The following is a 16,925-nucleotide window of genomic DNA, read 5'->3' as shown; positions in this document are numbered from 1 at the left end:
CAAAATGAATACATATCTGCACCATTTTGATAACACATATGTGCTTACTTTACACAAGAATGCAAAAAAGAAGCCAATTTTAAACATTACAATCAAGAAAAGAAAAAGAAATAATATTTTATCCTTGTTGATCATCAATAAATTAAACCAAACATTCCTTCTCACAGATTAGTACTATGGTATTTTTCTTATGGCTGATAAAATAAATTTATTTCTATAATTTACAGTGTTCTCATGGTTAGGGTTTAAGTATGCAAAAAAATATTTTGGTTACTGGTGGTGCCGGCTATATTGGTTCACATTGTTGTGTCGAACTTCTAAACAACAACTACAATGTGATTGTGATCGATAATTTGTCAAACAGTTCTATCAAGGTTTTTGACCGTATCAAAACCATTACCAATAAAGATGTGACCTTTATTGAAGGTGACGTACGAGATAAAGCACAGCTGGAAAATATATTCCAAAACTATGCGATTGATGCTGTGATTCATTTTGCAGGATTAAAGGCAGTGGGTGAAAGTATGCAATTTCCATTGAAATATTATGATAATAATGTTTCCGGTACGATTTGCTTACTTGAAGTGATGCAACAATATCAAGTTGGGACTTTGGTATTTAGTTCATCTGCGACTGTGTATGGTGAACAAAATCCATCGCCATATAAAGAATCCATGCCGACTTATATGCCAAATAACAACTATGGTTATTCAAAACTGGTTGCTGAAAACATTCTTCAAACTTCAGCCAAATCGAATGATTTATGGTCTTTTGCGATCTTACGTTATTTTAATCCGATTGGTGCACATGAAAGCGGCCTGATTGGGGAAGATCCAAACGATATTCCCAACAATCTGCTTCCCTTTGTCACACAAACTGCCATGGGCAAGCGAGAACAGTTAAGTATCTTTGGGAATGACTACCCGACACAAGATGGGACATGTGTGCGTGATTTCATCCATGTCGTGGATCTGGCGCATGCACATTTAAAAGCACTGCAATATCTATTCACCAACAAACCATCGATTGACATATGGAACATCGGGACTGGGGTCGGTTACAGCATATTAGAGGTGGTTAAACGCTTTGAACAAGTCAATCAAATCAAGCTAAATTATAAATTTGTAGAACGCCGACCAGGTGATCTCCCTGTATATTTTGCCGATAATCAAAAAGCAAAACAAGAATTGGATTTTGTAACGGCGTTGGATTTAGACACCATGTTAAAAGATGCATGGCGCTGGCAAAGCCAGAATCCTGATGGCTATCGTGACTAATTACACATAACAAGAAAGCTCTATTTAAAAAATAGAGCCTTCTTTTTAATACAAATAATGACCTACTAAAAGCCAATTGCTTTCAAATCTAGGGGAAATTCAACGCCTACCGAAACACCACTGTCATTACCTTTAAGATCCGAATCACTGATCCAGCCATTAATTTTTAACGGGACATCAGGCTTTAAATAATGTGACCAAGTAATATCCAGTGCCTTAATCTTGTCACTTTCCGGAAAAGCATGATTAATCGCTAAATTGGATTGATTGACTTTGGTGTATAAAACACGAGCATCAAGTCGATTCATCGGATCAAAACGGATATGACCACCAACCGAATACATTTCACCATCACCACCTATCGCATGTGCTAATGGATAACCTTGCTGATAAAAACCATCAGTATATTGATGATGGTTATAAGAATATCCCCATACATCTCCATTGGTTTTGGTATCTGCCCATTCTGCATAAAGTTGATAAGGCATATTTTTATAGCTTGAAGAAAAATCCAGACCAGCTAAATATAATTTCCTTGATGGTAATAACCCGGACTCATCCTCTCCCACATATTGTGCATACAGACCAACTGGCACCTGAATTAAATTTACCAAATTCAGTCGTGCATCAAATCCTGCAAGTTGGTTTGATGCATTTTTATCATTGACACAGCCTTGATCATCACAATTATTATCTTTACCAATAATCGCATTCCAATATGCATTAAAACTATTTGGTTGTCCCTTACCACCAATTTGTATAGTCCGTGAAGCACCAAGCTCAAGATAAGGTAGTGGTCGAGCAGTTACACGTAAACCTAAAAGTTTTGCATTTGGCACTGCATCATAGTCTTTTAACTGACCCGCAAATGCCTGATATTGCCATGGACCAATCCAAGATAGCCATTTTGTTTCAAATGCATCTTGTACAGCTCGCTGTACAGTTACACCATACACTGGTCTGCTCGCATCACCACGAATCAAACTGCCATCATGGCCAGGGCCCCACCAAGTTGGAATCTGACCAGCAATAATCCATTGATTCCAGAGCTTACCTGCTAGATAGGATCCTTCAACATTCACATCTTCTGAATTCTCGATTTGAAGATCTTTTTCAAGATTGACCCGAAGCTTTCCGTCCCAATTCTCACTGCCAGCATTTAATTCAAGATTGGCTTGATATTGTGCTTTTTGAGCATCACCGAATGATTGAGGAATATTTTTCTGATCACTTTCTGCAAACAAACCAACTTTAACCTGATTATTATCGGCTTTAATGGCGTTTAGGACAGCATTTACAACTTTTTGTTGTATCGGATTAGAGATATTTGCCTGCGAAAGTGCACGCTCAATCTCGTCGCCACTTAACGGCCATGTAGAAGTACTAATGTTAACAACGCCCTGTTGATTTAACCAGATTAAATCTGTAGACAACGCTTTGTTATTGACAATGATGCCTTGAGCCAAAGCTAAAGACGAAATAGTACTACTGATTATAATAGAGATTGCTATTACAGATTTTGTTTTTAAAAACATATCGGTAAAATCCAAATTTTTCATTTCCAAATCTTATCTTAACCGTAACAGTACAGCAACTTAATTAAAAAAAATATACACTTCAAAACAGGAACAGCTTAAAAAGACACAAAATATGGGTATAAGGGAAAGGAAAACCCCAAAAAATATAAGTTTATGTATTTTATAAATTTTCTCTAAATACATTCTAAACAAATCAAAGGCAATTCTGTTTGATTTCAGTATTTACTTCGAGTATGATTCGATTCCATATAAATACATTTATTATTATTTCAGAGATGAATGCTATCTTACACCTTGATATTAAAAATGCTGTTTTGGTTGGCTCCTCTCCAATCACACTTGATAAAATATATCAACCCTCTTTCTCGCATGTAAAAATTATAGGATATTATGACGAACATCACAATACTAAGAACAATGGATACCCATATCTCGGAAACTTAAATACTTTATTTGATGATATCAATACTAAAAATATAGATATTGTATATATTAATCTTGAATCGATAATTACCATTAATAATATTATTGATCAATTAAAAAACACCACCTGCTCTATCATTTTGATTTCTAATACCAATCAAGTCAACACAATTCATCTCAATACCAAAGACTATTTTCTATCCGATCCGAAATTAGAAACGATTAACGACATATTTTTAATCAAATTATTTGATACGCCGTTCTATGGATTTAACCGCTTTATCAAGCGCTTAGAAGATATTGTACTTTCAATAATGATTTTAATCTTGATTTCCCCTATCCTACTCGCAGTAGCTTTTGCCATCAAATTAACATCACAAGGTCCTGTATTATTTAAACAAACTCGTAATGGTTTAAATGGCAAACCAATTACAGTATTTAAGTTTAGATCCATGAAAGTCATGGAAAATGGCCAAGAAGTAAAACAAGCCACCAAAAATGATCCACGGGTAACCAAAGTCGGTGCCTTTATACGGCGAACATCATTAGATGAACTGCCACAATTTTTTAATGTGTTATCTGGCAGTATGTCTATCGTTGGACCTCGCCCACATGCAGTATCACATAATGAGCAATATCGTGCACTCATTCCCGGCTATATGTTACGACATAAAGTTAAACCGGGCATTACAGGACTGGCACAAATCCGGGGCTGGCGGGGTGAAACAGATACACTGGATAAAATGGAAAAACGAGTCGAATGTGATTTAATGTATATCAAACACTGGAGTTTATGGTTAGACATTAAAATTATTTTTCTCACCATTTTTAAAGGTTTTATTAATAAGTCTGCTTATTAGATTTATTTTGCAATACTGAATCTATATTTTTATTTAATTGCTCAATGCATAGGAAAAGTTTTGATATGGCAGCAAAAATTTTACCGGTAATTATGGCAGGCGGTAGTGGTACTCGGTTATGGCCATTATCCCGTACTCAATACCCTAAACAATTCTTAAAACTTTCTCCTGATGGTTACACACTTTTACAATCCACATTATTACGTCTAAAAAATTTGGATTGTGCCGATCCAATTCTGATCTGTAATGAAGAACATCGTTTTTTGGCGGCAGAACAAATGCGAGAAATCGGTGTTCATGCCAAAATTATTCTAGAACCTGAGGGCAAAAATACAGCGCCTGCAATTAGCCTTGCAGCACTTTATCAAATACAATCAGCTCAAACAGAATCAGAAAATTTCATGCTGGTGCTTGCAGCCGATCACGTCATTACCCAGCAAGAAAATTTTGAACATAGTGTTCAACAAGCCATTGAACTAGCCAAAAACAATAAACTGGTTACTTTTGGTATTGTACCTACGCATGCTGAGACAGGTTATGGTTATATCGAAAAAGGCCAAGCTAAACTAAGTGGCTTTGTCGTAAAACGTTTTGTTGAAAAGCCAAATGTCACAACTGCACAACAATATCTAGATAGCCAGCAATTCCTATGGAATAGTGGCATGTTTATGTTTAAAGCCGATGTTTACTTAAAAGAGCTGCAACATTATGCCGATGATATTTATACATCTTGTGCAGCAGCAATCAAGGAAACAAAACCAGATATGGATTTTATCCGTATTGATAAAGAAGCATTTAGTCAATGTCGTTCAGAATCCATTGATTATGCGGTCATGGAACATACCCAAGATGCTGTAGTCGTTCCACTTGACGCCAACTGGAATGATGTGGGTTCATGGTCTGCACTTTGGGATATTCAAACTAAGAATGATCAAGGCAATGTGATTCATGGTGATGTGATTACAGTGAAGAGCGAGAACAACTACATTTATGGAGAAAGTAGACTGGTTAGTTTACTCGGCGTAGATAACCTAGTCGTCATTGAAACCAAGGATGCTGTACTGGTCGCAAATAAAGACAAGGTACAGGATATTAAAAAGATTGTAGAAACATTAAAACAAAAAGGGCGAACAGAACATTATTGTCATCGTGAAGTATACCGTCCATGGGGCAAATATGACAGTATTGATCAGGCAGAGCGTTATCAGGTTAAGCGGATTACGGTAAAACCGGGACAAAAACTTTCGATTCAGATGCATCATCATCGCTCTGAACACTGGATCGTGGTCAGTGGTACTGCAAAAATTCATAAAGGTAAAGAATCTTTTCTGCTCACAGAAAACCAGTCCACCTATATTCCCCTTGGTGAAATCCATGCACTGGAAAACCCCGGCAAAGTACCATTAGAATTGATTGAAGTACAATCAGGTTCTTATCTTGGTGAAGATGATATTGTCCGTTTTGAAGATTTGTATGGACGGTGTTAAATCTTATCAAAATAAATTTACTAAAAAGCATTTAAAAAGTTTCTTAAATGCTTTTAAATTAACATTCACTTTATTGATTATTGATATATGAAAGTTATACATGCTGCTGAAACAATTAAAGGTGGTGTTGCCACAGTCATTAATAGTCTTGTGGAATATCAATCGAAAATACCTACAATTACTAAAATTATATGTCTTATACCTTCTGATCAAGAAGATAATCTGATCGCTCCTTGCAATATTAGGAAAGAAACTTTTAAACGTAATGGTAGAAATTTCATTGGTATGTTAATTTTTGCAGTAGCAATCTTTAATCTAATCAAAAAAGAGAAGCCAGATATTGTACATTTACATAGTTCATTCGCTGGTCTTCTTGGAAGAATAGCCATCTTAATAAGTGGGCAAAGAAAATCTATTAAAGTAATCTATTGCCCCCATGCATTTTCTTTTCTAATGAAAACCAGTAAATGGAAAACTGATATTTATGCTGTAATGGAAAGAGTTTTAAGTAAAATTACAGATAAAGTTATATGCGTCAGTACGGAAGAATATGAATCTGCCATTGAACGAAATTTTGCAAAAAACAAACTCGTTCTAATTCATAATGGTGTGAAACAAAAAAACAAAGTAAACAATAAGTTATTTGATAAAAAAAATGTAAACTTATTATTTGTAGGTAGATTTGATTATCAGAAGGGAATTGATATTCTTAAAGATGCTATTGATATACTTGCCACAGAGAAACTAAGTTTTTCAGCAAATCTTTTACTGATAGGAGATTATGTAAACAGTAATGATAAAGTTGAGTTCAAAGACAATTCATATGTAAAAGTTATTCATTATGGGTGGTTATCTCCTCAAAAATTAGAAAAAGAATATCTTAATGCAGATGCTCTTATCATACCTAGTCGTTGGGAAGGTTTTGCCATGGTACCACTGGAAGCAATGAGCTATGGAATACCTATCATTGCTAGCGACATTAAACCTTTTCAAGAAATTATTGAGCATAATGTTAACGGTATTTTATTTAGAAGTGGTGCTGCCAGTGCATTAGCAAAACGGATTCAAGCTTTAGAAACTACTAATTTTTCAGCAATAAAACATCAAACATTAAAGAAATTTCAAGATAACTTTACAGAAGATATTATGAATAAAAAAACATTCCACATCTACAATAATTTTTAAGGTGTTAGATTATTGACATTTTAGTAATTATCTAGTTAATTCCGCTTGATTTTAAGCCGAATTAACCGGATGCTTACCTATGTTCATTCATTATTTATAGGGCTAAATCAATTTATGTAACAAAATCAATTTCAATCAAAATTATACTTTTTCTGCATATTAAACCCACTTGCAATAACAATTGCCAAGTAAGGCAATGTGGATGATAAATGTCTTGCATAAGAACCCGTATCCGGTTCAAATAAAAAATACACCAAAGCATGTGATAAAACTAAAGATGCTGCAAAAAAGTTTTTATCAACCTGTTGAGATATCAAGCCTTTAAAAACATAATAATAGTAAATAAGAGGATATATCATAAAAACTAAATCTTTGATACTAGAATTAAAGAAAAATCCAAAGTTAAGCCGAAGAATAGCATATACATAATTATATAAAAAATTAAAAAAAGAATCAGGCGATAATGGATTTAAAAATGCAGTACGATATCCTTCACCATTAACGCCAACCCTGTGTAGATTTACCAAATCTCGTGAGGATTGTAATGAGTAATATACAGTATTAGGAATTAAAAGAAACACACATATTGAAGCTAGAATAATTGAAAGTCGGATATGGCCATTAGAAACTTTAAAGAAATAAATTCCTACAAATAAAATAGTTATTAAATAATAATAACTTCTAAAGACTACCGCATAGGAAATATAAATCGCGGATATTAGAATTAGTTTTGCAAAATTATTTATATTTGATAAAATCAGCATTGTTACTGGTATAATAAACAATACTAATATTAGATCTTTTTGGAAAGAAGATATCGTTAAAACACATGGAACACTACAAAGAAATAAAAGCAATAATAAATTATAGTTTTTATTAGCATCTTTAAAGACATTTAATATAAACATACTACCGATAAAAATTGTCACAACTAATATTAAACTTGAAGGAATCATCTGGTATAACCATGCCATCATCCCATAAGAAGAACCCAATTGAATATCTTCCACTTCCATATTAGCAATAAGAAGGGCATCTTTGCCCATAGTTGACGAAAAAACAAACTCTCCAAGTATACAAACTCCTATAAAAAAACTTAAAATAAGAGTTAGATAAATAGTTCGATATTTAATAATCATCTATACCTCAACACAATTCATTAGAGCCAATTGAAATTAATTCAATATAAATCATCGAGAACCACTTTCATTTGATTTTTCCAAATATATTTTTTTGCATATTCTGCAATTTCTTCTGAATTAAATTGATGACTATTATACCATTTGATAACGGAATCTATTTCTATTGGCTTATCATCAGGAGAGACTTTATAAATAAACTGTGTTTGATCAAAATCACGATCATTTTCCGAATATATAAATGGTAAACCTTTTGCACAGTATTCTTTATTTTTCAAAGAACTTAAATCTGCAATTCCTGTACGATGTCTTCCTAAACTACCCAAACCAACATTTGAATTCTGATATATTTCCTCTAATTTATCTCCAGACATATATCCACTAAATTCCACATATTTTACAATATTATATTCTTTAACTTTATTTTTTAAACTCTTAGATTCTTCATTATCTGGACCTACAATAAAAATTTTAACTATTATTTCTGGATTATTTTTATAATAATTGTTTAATCCTTCAATAAACCGATCTACACCATGCCAATATTGTAATGAAGATACTGAAATAAAGTTGATCGATGCATTTTTTTTAATTTTCAATAAGTTATTTAATATTTCCCTCTCATCTATCCCATTAGAAATATTAATACATGGCACATCAAATATATATTGATCTGAACTATATGTTACAATTTTATCCAAAACTAAATAATACTTAGTTCTATAAAATTTATCAATACCATTAAATATTTTCTTAATTAATGTCTTAGACTCATAATCATATGGATAAGTAGGTATTTCAAGTACATTAAATATTTTATGATTTTCGATTTTTAATTTAGTTAATAATCTAATAAATAAAAAATCAGAAAAAAATTGCCTAATATAGAATACATTTATATTGTTTTTTTGAATAAAATCATGCAGTAAATTATATATTTTATACTTTTCAATATACTTATGTATAACAATTTTTATTTTTTCAATTACTTTACCATTCACATCCTGAATTATAAAATAATCATCATTTATAGATGCCAAATATACATCAGCATAACACCCTAATGCCTTTATTTGAGATTTAATTTTCTTAGATACACCTGATGATACATCAGACATATCATGTAGTGTAAAATAGACTATTTTTTTTTGCATTAATTGTCCCCAAACAAATCGCGTGTAAAAACTTTATCACATACATCTGATAACTCTTTTACCATACGATTTGTCACAATTACATCTGCCTGTAGTTTAAAAGCTTCTAAATCTTTAACTACAGTAGATTTGTAAAAACTAGCTTCACGTAAAGCAGGCTCATAGACAATCACTTCTACGCCCTTAGCTTTTAAGCGCTTCATAATACCTTGTATAGCACTTTGCCTAAAATTATCTGAACCTGCTTTCATCACCAACCGATAAACACCTACAATCTTTGGATTTTGCAGCAAAATTTGTTCCGCAATAAAGTCTTTACGTGTGGTATTTGAAGAAATAATAGCACTAATTAAATTTTGCGGTACATCACTATAATTCGCAAGTAATTGTTTGGTATCTTTTGGCAAGCAATACCCTCCATAACCAAATGATGGATTATTATAATGTGTTCCTATCCGAGGATCCAAACCAACAGCCTCAATGATATCCTTGGAATTTAATCCACGAGACGCACAATAAGTATCTAACTCATTAAAGTAAGCTACTCGCATTGCCAAATAAGTATTTGAGAATAATTTAACTGCCTCTGCTTCAGTAGCATCCATCAATAAAACCTCGACCTCTGGTTTTAAACAATTCTCCTTAAATAAATTACCAATTTTTTGCCCTATTTCAGATTTATCTCCCACAACAATACGTGATGGATATAAATTATCATACAAAGCTTTCCCTTCACGCAGGAATTCAGGTGAAAAAATAATTTTTAATTGTGGAAATTGCGCTTGAACTTTTTGAGTAAAACCGACAGGAATAGTAGATTTAATCACAATAATTGCCTGACTTTGAAAGTCATTTAAATTCTGTAAAACCTGTTCTATTGAACTAGTATCAAAATAGTTGGTTGCTTCATCATAATTAGTTGGTGTTGCAATAATTATCACTTCTGCATTTTGATATGCACTTTTTGGATTCAGTGTTGCTTTAAAATTTATAACCCGTTTTAAATACTGTTCAATTAAATCGTCCTGAATAGGAGAAATCTTTTTGTTTAACTGCTCAATACGTGCCGGGTCTATATCTAGTGCAATAACATAATGTTGTTGACTAAACAACATTGCATTAGATAATCCCACATAACCAGTTCCTACTATTGTGATCTTTTCCATATTTCTGCCTAACCTAAAATTTCACCTAATTTTTCTACCACAATATCATCACCAAACAATTCATTTGGTGATTTTTTAAATTCATTCTTAAATCTTTCACCTGAAGAAGATATGCTTAATAACATTTGCTGTAACTCATCAAATACTTCTATATATCCATTACCTAATTCACTTTCAGCCCAACTAAAAAAAGGAGTACGCAAACTATACACTTTACTCAATATAGACATCGCATAAAAAAAACTACCGGATACAATCATATCATTATCATTATGAGTAAGTAACATACCTTGACTATTTAAAATCAATTCTTTTACTTGTTCATCCGAAAGAAAATCTGAAATGATTTCAATATTTTTCCTATTATTAATTAATTCCTTTAATTCTAGTAAATACAACTCATCTTCACACTTTCCTGCAATCGTTAGCTTCAAATGTTTAGGAAAAGATAATATAACTTCTTCAATTTTTTTATACCGAATAATTCTACCAAAAATAACAAAATTATTAATGCCTATATTTAAAGGTCGAACACCTTCAATCTTATTATATAAAGGATGAGGCACATATTTTTGCCCACCAGACACATCAGGAAGAGAATGTATCATGACTTCATGTGATATCAATTCTAATAAATTCACTAAAAATTTAGCATTTTGAGCACTTTTTTTTGTACAACCATGAGGATAGTGATTATGTCTAACAAAAATAAATTTTCTGAAAAATAGTCTAAAAACCAAAAAAAATATCAGTATTTTAAAGAAACCATAAATACTAATTCCTCCCTTTTTATTAACAATCTTATTTTCCAGCCAATTAACAACAAAAACATCTTGACGCTTAAATAACATCATGTTTTTAATAAATTCTGATTTTTCGACTTTACAAATTTCACCATAATTAGAAAGTAAATCCTGCATACGCTTACAATATGCATTTGTCTGAGTACCTTCAGGGAAATAATATATTTTACTCATGTTATTAAAAGCTCATTTATTTAAACTATGCATTATCCCAAAAATCATAAGGAAACACTGTCAATAAATCCTTTTGTATCGAATACAAATCCTTAATTTCACTATATCTAATACATTTAAATTTTTCAAAAACAAAAGTTTCCTCATATGAAAAACGCCCCGTTCCTTCATAATAATCATGATACTTAAAATCATCTTCTCCATTTGCAGATTGTAACCAAACTACAGGAATACCATATGCTTCTGCTAATATTATCCCATGAAGTGAACTGGAATATACTTGTTTGGCAGATAACAGCTTCTTTAAAAATGGATAGGATAATTGTAAAGGACTACATAAAACTTCCTCAGAGTAAGATTTAGAAAATTCAGCCATCTCACTCATATGAGGTATAATAATAAAATCTCTCTCTGGCTCATTCTCTACAAATGCTTCTTTTGGGAAAAAAAGTGGTGTTAGAAGTGCTGGATCACCATACACCTCCTTCACAGTTATCCCTCTCTCTTTTAAAAACTTAGCGGTTCTAGGACCTCTAACTGCTCTCACATCCAACCGGGAAAAAGTATGTAAATTTTCATTAACTTTACCATTTACCCCTGTACCCCAAATAACATCTCCATTTTTTGCAAAATGCATCACAGAACCAATTGAAAGTAACTTTCCTTTTCTATTCCTAAAAAAATTTTCATTGATATCTCTAAAAGCCAATATCTCTTTTACAATTTTTATTGCTAGCTCATCACCAACATTAGGTTGATTATCTCCACGTTTCCAACCAAAAATACGCTTATTAAATGCACTTTGCATTAAATTAAAAACCATGAGTTTTCCACCCCATCACAACACCTTAAAAAGTTTTCGTATAAAAACCACTCTTCCAATCAAACTACTTTCTTTACTAGAATCAGTTCTATCAAGATGAGAGCATTGAAGCATTTTTTTGCGCCAATTCCAATGCATAAAATGCTCAGATTACTTATTTCACAACGAAAACAATTCTTTATATTACAAATATATCATAAAAGCATAAAATTTAACTAAAACCAATATTGCATTATGAAAAGCAAATTGTTAATGTAGAACAAGGTTAAAGCCTCAAATTACGGTATCTATATGTTATTATTTGTTACTTCTATGATTCACCCCCAAGCTTGTGAAGACTACAATAAAAAAATTTCCTTATTGAATAAATTAATAGATTCATTATCTCATCAAAAAAATCAGAATTTTAAATTAATTATTTGTTTCAATGAAATTCCAGATATTCGTTTTCCCAGTTTTGTTAAAGCAGTACAACTAGATATTGACATCCCTAAGTCCTATAAAGAAACTGGGAAAATTTCTTATGAAGATATTAGACTAGATAAAGGATCAAAGTTATGTGCTTCAATATTATTTGGATTACAGTTTAGTCCAAAATATATTATGATTATAGATTCAGATGATTTCATCAATATAAATTTAGTAGATTACATATTAAACTCTGAGTATTATGACTTATTTGTTGTAAATACAGGATTTAAATTTAATGCAAGCACACAAAGAATAAAAAAAATGGATAATTTTTATGAAACATGTGGATCATGTTTTATTTTCTCAACTGAAGCATTAGAGATTGATACCAACTTAAAGTTTCATTCTACTAATTTTTCTATTTCTGATATTAAGAACAATTTTAATGACATTTTTATTACCAATACATTAGGATCTCACAAATTTTCGTTAAATTCATTTAAAGAAAATCAGAAAAAAATTAAATTCCTAGAGTTCCCAGCCGTATTATATAATGTTGGAACCTCCGTTAATCATTCAAGATTTTCTTCCAGCAAATTTCATTGGTGGAATAGCAAAAAAGCTACTCAAAGTTTTTTAATAGATTTTGGAATAAAAGAACTCAATTAACATTTTATCTTTAATTTTCAATAGATTGGCTTTTTAAAGTATGCAAAATCAAAATACTAAAATTTTAAAAAATACAATTTTCTTATACATAAGAATGGTAGTCATATTAATTATAGGTTTATATACTACCAGAGTTATTTTGCATTCGTTGGGGATTATTGATTATGGAATTTATAGTATCGTAGGGGGATTAGTACTACTCTCTTCATTTTTAACCTCATCTTTAAGTACAGCCACAAGTAGATTTTTTAGTATATCCGAAAAATTAACGCTAGAAAAAAGAGTCATTTTATTTAATACCAGCCATTATATTCATATTTGTTTAGGCTTACTTATAGTTGTTTTTTTAGAAACATTCGGCTTATGGTATTTAAATAATCATTTGAATATTCCTATACATAGGCTAGATGCAGCCAACTTTGTTTTTCATTTAATTGTATTAACAACATTTTTCACAATAACCAATGTGCCTTTTGATGCACTTATAATATCAAATGAAAAAATGTCCGTTTATGCATATTTCTCTATAATTGAAGCAATATTTAAATTAATTACATCATATATAGTTTATTATACCGATTCTGATAAGTTAATCTTATACTCCATATCAATATGTTTAACAACCATTATTATAAAGATAATGTATATTCTTTATTGTATGAGAAATTTTCAGGAATGTTCTTTTAAATTATATTTTAGTTTAACAGAATTTAAGAAAATAATGAGTTTTTTCCTTTGGGATTTGTATGGTAATTTCTCAGTAGTTGTTAGAACAAATGGGACAGATATTATACAAAATAAATTCTTTGGGGTTGCTATCAATGCAACGATAGGTCTAACTAACCAAGTTAATATTGGACTTATGATTCTATCTCAAAACTTCATGACTGCAGTTAGACCACAAATTTTAAAATCCTATTCTCAAGGAGATTATAAAAGAACTTTGGAATTAGTGCTTATTAGTAGTAAATTATCTCCTTTTTTGATTTCTCTTCTATCAATTCCTATTTTAGTAAATATAGATTTTGTTTTACACTTATGGTTAACATCCGTTCCAGAATATCTAAGTATTTTTATTTCCTTAATGATTATTAATAGCATTATATCAGTTATTTTCTTACCTTTAAAATTTATTATTCATGCTCATGGAAATATCAGAGCACTAAGTTTAATTTCAGGCACAATACTGTTACTATGTATTCCAGCTAGTTATTTTTCTTTAACATTATATAAATATCCATTTGTACCATATATAGTTTTTATTTCCTCCACCATTATTAGCAGCTTCATAAGTTTATTTATAGTTAAAAATATTTTCCCCCTTATCAACTTTTCAGAATTTATTTTAAAAATATTCTTTAAAAACATTTTACTAATTTGTATCATTTATGTATTAACACTATATACTTTAAATTTATTACCCTTTAAAAATAATGCTTTTAGTTTTTTTCTATCAATATTTATCAACTTTTCAATCTCTTTAATTGTTTTCTACACATTTATACTAAAAAAAATTGAAAAAGAATTTATTTTCAACTTAATTAAAGAAAAATTAAATAGGTTAAAAAAATAAAATAGTTACATTTGACCCTAAATCATATTATGGATAGTTAATCCATCTAAACTAGTAAAATATTTCTGCTAAATGGCTTCACCGCTTAGCTAGCCATTTAGCAGAATGGCATATAATCCGATTATAGGAAACTTCAATATACTCAAACAAGTTTGCCTTCGCTTTTTTTCAGGTAGAAATTACACTATCATACACAATAGACTCTTCCAAGATTTGAAAAAACTTTTAGTTACAGCATTGCCCCGACTGCCTCTGCGTGACACATAATATAAATGACCTCCTTTGGTTCGGTTCGCATATAGATAATATCAATTCTGCTGACTTGATCAGAGTCAGTCACTTTAAATTGCCAGTCTAAAAGATTCAGTGCTGTGGGCAAGCGACGATATAAATTTAGGGGCTGTAGTAGATAAGCCTAAATACCTGTCCAAATGAGTAGTGTTTTTAGCTGCTGTTTTGGACTACCATAGTTAAATCGAAATTCACATTCCTTAATAAACAATATAAAGGCATTTCGGTCAATACCATTATATTTTCTGAGTACTCTTTTTGCTTGATTCCAGAAATTTTCTACACCATTGATATGGTTTTTATCTTCAACAAATTTTTCTGAATGATTAATTCTATGATGGCTAAAATCACTTACATCAATAGCGTTATAGCTACTACGATAGCTATCTGTATAAACAATGCTATCTGGAGCAATTTTTCTAGTAATTAACGGCATTAAGGTTGCTGTCTTAGTATCTGGAAAAATCTTGACATAAACTTTTCCACCACGTTTAAGCATACCGAATACGGCTACTTTTCCAGCAGCGCCACGCCCACGTTTACCCTTACGAACACCACCAAAATAACTTTCATCTAACTCAATTTGCCCCTCAAAGACATCTATGGCATCTTGGTCAAGATGATACATAATGACTTGACGTATTTTTCTATAAAACAAAGCAGCAGAATTAGGTTGAATACCAAGTAAATCTGCTGCTGTTCTAGCGGTTACTTCTGCTATAAAAAACTCAACCAACTTCCTTTGAGTTTTTTTATTTAATTTACATCTAGTTATCTTCATAAAAGTAAATTGTCACTGTTCTAATCTACTACAGCCCCTAAATTTATCGTATACTTATGTGCAATTTTATTGTGCAAGCAAAAATTTTAAGTATTCTCCTGCCTGCATATCACTTACTCATACTGTAACTTAATTTATACATATCATAAACCAGTGAGGTTTCACCTAACTTGGCATAATCCTGCTTTACTATATCATACCAAACGGTTTCACCCGTATAGCAGCCAGATGAAATTCTGCCTAAATATTGGTAGGTACAAGTTACCAATATAGTAGATCCGTCTAAAACCTCATACAAACATGAAAAAACAATTGGAATAATACATCAATCGAATCGACTAACCATTCTTTCCTTTTCTTCTTCACCCATGCCCACATTTTTTCTATAGGATTAAGATCAGGACTATAAGCGGGTAACCATAAAATTTGATGCCCATGTTTGATTAACAGTTCTTATATATCTGCTCTCTTATGAAATGTGGCATTATCCATAACAACCACGCTGTTGTTTAGTAATTCTGGAATAAGAAACTGTTTTACCCAAAAATGAAATACATCAGAATTTATCTTACAATCAAATAAACCTACTGCAAATAACTGACCTTGGTAAATTGCACCTATAGCATTGGTTTGGTTCTTTAATTGCCAATTATATGTCCCAAAACAAGGCGTCCCTTGCTTGGAGTAACCGTAAGGTCTGTGTTCATGCGATCTGAAGCCACTTTCATCAATATAAACAATAGGATGTTTGACCTTTAATCGGTCTAGCTTTTTCAGGTATTGTTGTCTGATTTCTAGCTTTGCTTGCGTATGGTGTAAGTTCTTTTTTTAACTGTAATCCTTAAACGCCTTAAGGCATCACCTATAGATGATACACCACAATCAAAACGTGCTGCACGTTCATATTGATAATCATCCGGATATTTTTCCACATCTGCTCGTAGAGCATCATCATCAATTTTGGATGGTTTACCTGGGCGAGTTCTTTTGATCTCTATACGTTTTTTCCATTTAACAATCGTGTTTTTGTCAATTTCGAATTATCGCGACGGCTCGAATGGAATATCCTTCCTCAAGCTTAGCCAATACTTTCTTTCTAAAATGTTCTGAGTAACTCATTTGGTTATTGTATGTTATTTATAACAGTTTGACTATATATAGTCAAATCACT

The 16,925-nt window shown here is 31.5% G+C and carries 13 protein-coding genes and 2 pseudogenes; 6 read left to right on the top strand and 9 right to left on the bottom strand.

Annotated features, from left to right (window positions below):
* Window positions 1–251: 251 nt before the first annotated feature.
* Window positions 252–1,277 carry a UDP-glucose 4-epimerase GalE gene (galE, locus tag CRO21_RS07300; RefSeq protein WP_097078670.1) on the top strand — a complete coding sequence of 342 codons (1,026 nt, stop codon included), beginning with the start codon at window positions 252–254 and terminating at the stop codon, window positions 1,275–1,277.
* Window positions 1,278–1,342: 65 nt separating this feature from the next.
* Here galE and CRO21_RS07295 read toward each other — a convergent pair whose 3' ends face one another.
* Complete coding sequence (locus CRO21_RS07295) at window positions 1,343–2,812, bottom strand: capsule assembly Wzi family protein (RefSeq protein ID WP_097078880.1); 1,470 nt, start codon at window positions 2,810–2,812, stop codon at window positions 1,343–1,345.
* Window positions 2,813–3,024: 212 nt separating this feature from the next.
* On the opposite strand from CRO21_RS07295, the gene CRO21_RS07290 reads away from it, so the two are divergent.
* From CRO21_RS07290 to CRO21_RS07280, 3 genes are all read left to right on the top strand, one after another.
* The gene (locus tag CRO21_RS07290) at window positions 3,025–4,098 is read left to right on the top strand and encodes an undecaprenyl-phosphate glucose phosphotransferase (RefSeq protein WP_228150385.1); all 1,074 of its coding nucleotides are present in this window, start codon (window positions 3,025–3,027) and stop codon (window positions 4,096–4,098) included.
* A gap of 65 nt (window positions 4,099–4,163) precedes the next feature.
* Window positions 4,164–5,585 (top strand): mannose-1-phosphate guanylyltransferase/mannose-6-phosphate isomerase, encoded by a 1,422-nt coding sequence (locus tag CRO21_RS07285; RefSeq protein WP_097078668.1) that lies wholly within the window; start codon window positions 4,164–4,166, stop codon window positions 5,583–5,585.
* An 87-nt stretch (window positions 5,586–5,672) separates the two neighbouring features.
* Window positions 5,673–6,770 (top strand): glycosyltransferase, encoded by a 1,098-nt coding sequence (locus CRO21_RS07280; RefSeq protein ID WP_097078667.1) that lies wholly within the window; start codon window positions 5,673–5,675, stop codon window positions 6,768–6,770.
* A 131-nt stretch (window positions 6,771–6,901) separates the two neighbouring features.
* Here the strand turns inward: CRO21_RS07280 and CRO21_RS07275 are convergent, their stop codons facing one another.
* From CRO21_RS07275 to CRO21_RS07255, 5 genes are read right to left on the bottom strand one after another with little or no spacing between them, the layout of a single operon-like run.
* Window positions 6,902–7,909, bottom strand: a complete 1,008-nt coding sequence (locus CRO21_RS07275) for a hypothetical protein (protein WP_141398120.1) — start codon at window positions 7,907–7,909, stop codon at window positions 6,902–6,904.
* 41 nt (window positions 7,910–7,950) lie between these two features.
* Window positions 7,951–9,063 (bottom strand): glycosyltransferase, encoded by a 1,113-nt coding sequence (locus tag CRO21_RS07270; RefSeq protein ID WP_097078665.1) that lies wholly within the window; start codon window positions 9,061–9,063, stop codon window positions 7,951–7,953.
* Window positions 9,063–10,229: a nucleotide sugar dehydrogenase gene (locus tag CRO21_RS07265; protein WP_097078664.1), complete on the bottom strand. Its 1,167-nt coding sequence runs from the start codon at window positions 10,227–10,229 to the stop codon at window positions 9,063–9,065. The genes CRO21_RS07270 and CRO21_RS07265 overlap by 1 nt, the downstream gene beginning before the upstream one ends.
* A gap of 8 nt (window positions 10,230–10,237) precedes the next feature.
* Entirely contained in the window at window positions 10,238–11,206 is a 969-nt protein-coding gene (locus tag CRO21_RS07260; RefSeq protein ID WP_097078663.1) for a glycosyltransferase family protein, read from the bottom strand.
* Window positions 11,207–11,231: 25 nt separating this feature from the next.
* Window positions 11,232–12,029 carry a polysaccharide pyruvyl transferase family protein gene (locus tag CRO21_RS07255; RefSeq protein WP_097078662.1) on the bottom strand — a complete coding sequence of 266 codons (798 nt, stop codon included), beginning with the start codon at window positions 12,027–12,029 and terminating at the stop codon, window positions 11,232–11,234.
* A 291-nt stretch (window positions 12,030–12,320) separates the two neighbouring features.
* On the opposite strand from CRO21_RS07255, the gene CRO21_RS07250 reads away from it, so the two are divergent.
* Both CRO21_RS07250 and CRO21_RS07245 read left to right on the top strand, forming a co-directional pair.
* Entirely contained in the window at window positions 12,321–13,109 is a 789-nt protein-coding gene (locus CRO21_RS07250; protein WP_097078661.1) for a glycosyltransferase family protein, read from the top strand.
* A gap of 40 nt (window positions 13,110–13,149) precedes the next feature.
* The gene (locus CRO21_RS07245; RefSeq protein WP_097078660.1) at window positions 13,150–14,682 is read left to right on the top strand and encodes a lipopolysaccharide biosynthesis protein; all 1,533 of its coding nucleotides are present in this window, start codon (window positions 13,150–13,152) and stop codon (window positions 14,680–14,682) included.
* Window positions 14,683–15,097: 415 nt separating this feature from the next.
* On the opposite strand, the gene CRO21_RS07240 is transcribed toward CRO21_RS07245, so the two are convergent.
* From CRO21_RS07240 to CRO21_RS07230, 3 genes and pseudogenes are all read right to left on the bottom strand, one after another.
* On the bottom strand, window positions 15,098–15,754 hold the full coding sequence (locus CRO21_RS07240) for an IS1595 family transposase (protein WP_097078659.1): 657 nt from the start codon (window positions 15,752–15,754) through the stop codon (window positions 15,098–15,100).
* Between the two features lie 282 nt (window positions 15,755–16,036).
* Window positions 16,037–16,486: pseudogene (locus CRO21_RS17895) on the bottom strand (IS630 family transposase).
* A gap of 62 nt (window positions 16,487–16,548) precedes the next feature.
* Window positions 16,549–16,873: pseudogene (locus tag CRO21_RS07230) on the bottom strand (IS630 transposase-related protein).
* Window positions 16,874–16,925 lie beyond the last annotated feature (52 nt).

This window comes from Acinetobacter puyangensis (assembly GCF_900096995.1).
GTDB lineage: Bacteria > Pseudomonadota > Gammaproteobacteria > Pseudomonadales > Moraxellaceae > Acinetobacter > Acinetobacter puyangensis.
This window is presented reverse-complemented; position numbering and strand designations above follow the sequence as displayed.

Coding starts and splice junctions, on each gene's coding strand:
- CRO21_RS07240 (WP_097078659.1), bottom strand. CDS start 15,754: ATGAAGATAACTAGATGTAAATTAAATAAAAAAACTCAAAGGAAGTTG.
- CRO21_RS07245 (WP_097078660.1), top strand. CDS start 13,150: ATGCAAAATCAAAATACTAAAATTTTAAAAAATACAATTTTCTTATAC.
- CRO21_RS07275 (WP_141398120.1), bottom strand. CDS start 7,909: ATGATTATTAAATATCGAACTATTTATCTAACTCTTATTTTAAGTTTT.
- CRO21_RS07250 (WP_097078661.1), top strand. CDS start 12,321: ATGTTATTATTTGTTACTTCTATGATTCACCCCCAAGCTTGTGAAGAC.
- CRO21_RS07255 (WP_097078662.1), bottom strand. CDS start 12,029: ATGGTTTTTAATTTAATGCAAAGTGCATTTAATAAGCGTATTTTTGGT.
- CRO21_RS07295 (WP_097078880.1), bottom strand. CDS start 2,812: ATGTTTTTAAAAACAAAATCTGTAATAGCAATCTCTATTATAATCAGT.
- CRO21_RS07260 (WP_097078663.1), bottom strand. CDS start 11,206: ATGAGTAAAATATATTATTTCCCTGAAGGTACTCAGACAAATGCATAT.
- CRO21_RS07265 (WP_097078664.1), bottom strand. CDS start 10,229: ATGGAAAAGATCACAATAGTAGGAACTGGTTATGTGGGATTATCTAAT.
- galE (WP_097078670.1), top strand. CDS start 252: ATGCAAAAAAATATTTTGGTTACTGGTGGTGCCGGCTATATTGGTTCA.
- CRO21_RS07280 (WP_097078667.1), top strand. CDS start 5,673: ATGAAAGTTATACATGCTGCTGAAACAATTAAAGGTGGTGTTGCCACA.
- CRO21_RS07270 (WP_097078665.1), bottom strand. CDS start 9,063: ATGCAAAAAAAAATAGTCTATTTTACACTACATGATATGTCTGATGTA.
- CRO21_RS07285 (WP_097078668.1), top strand. CDS start 4,164: ATGGCAGCAAAAATTTTACCGGTAATTATGGCAGGCGGTAGTGGTACT.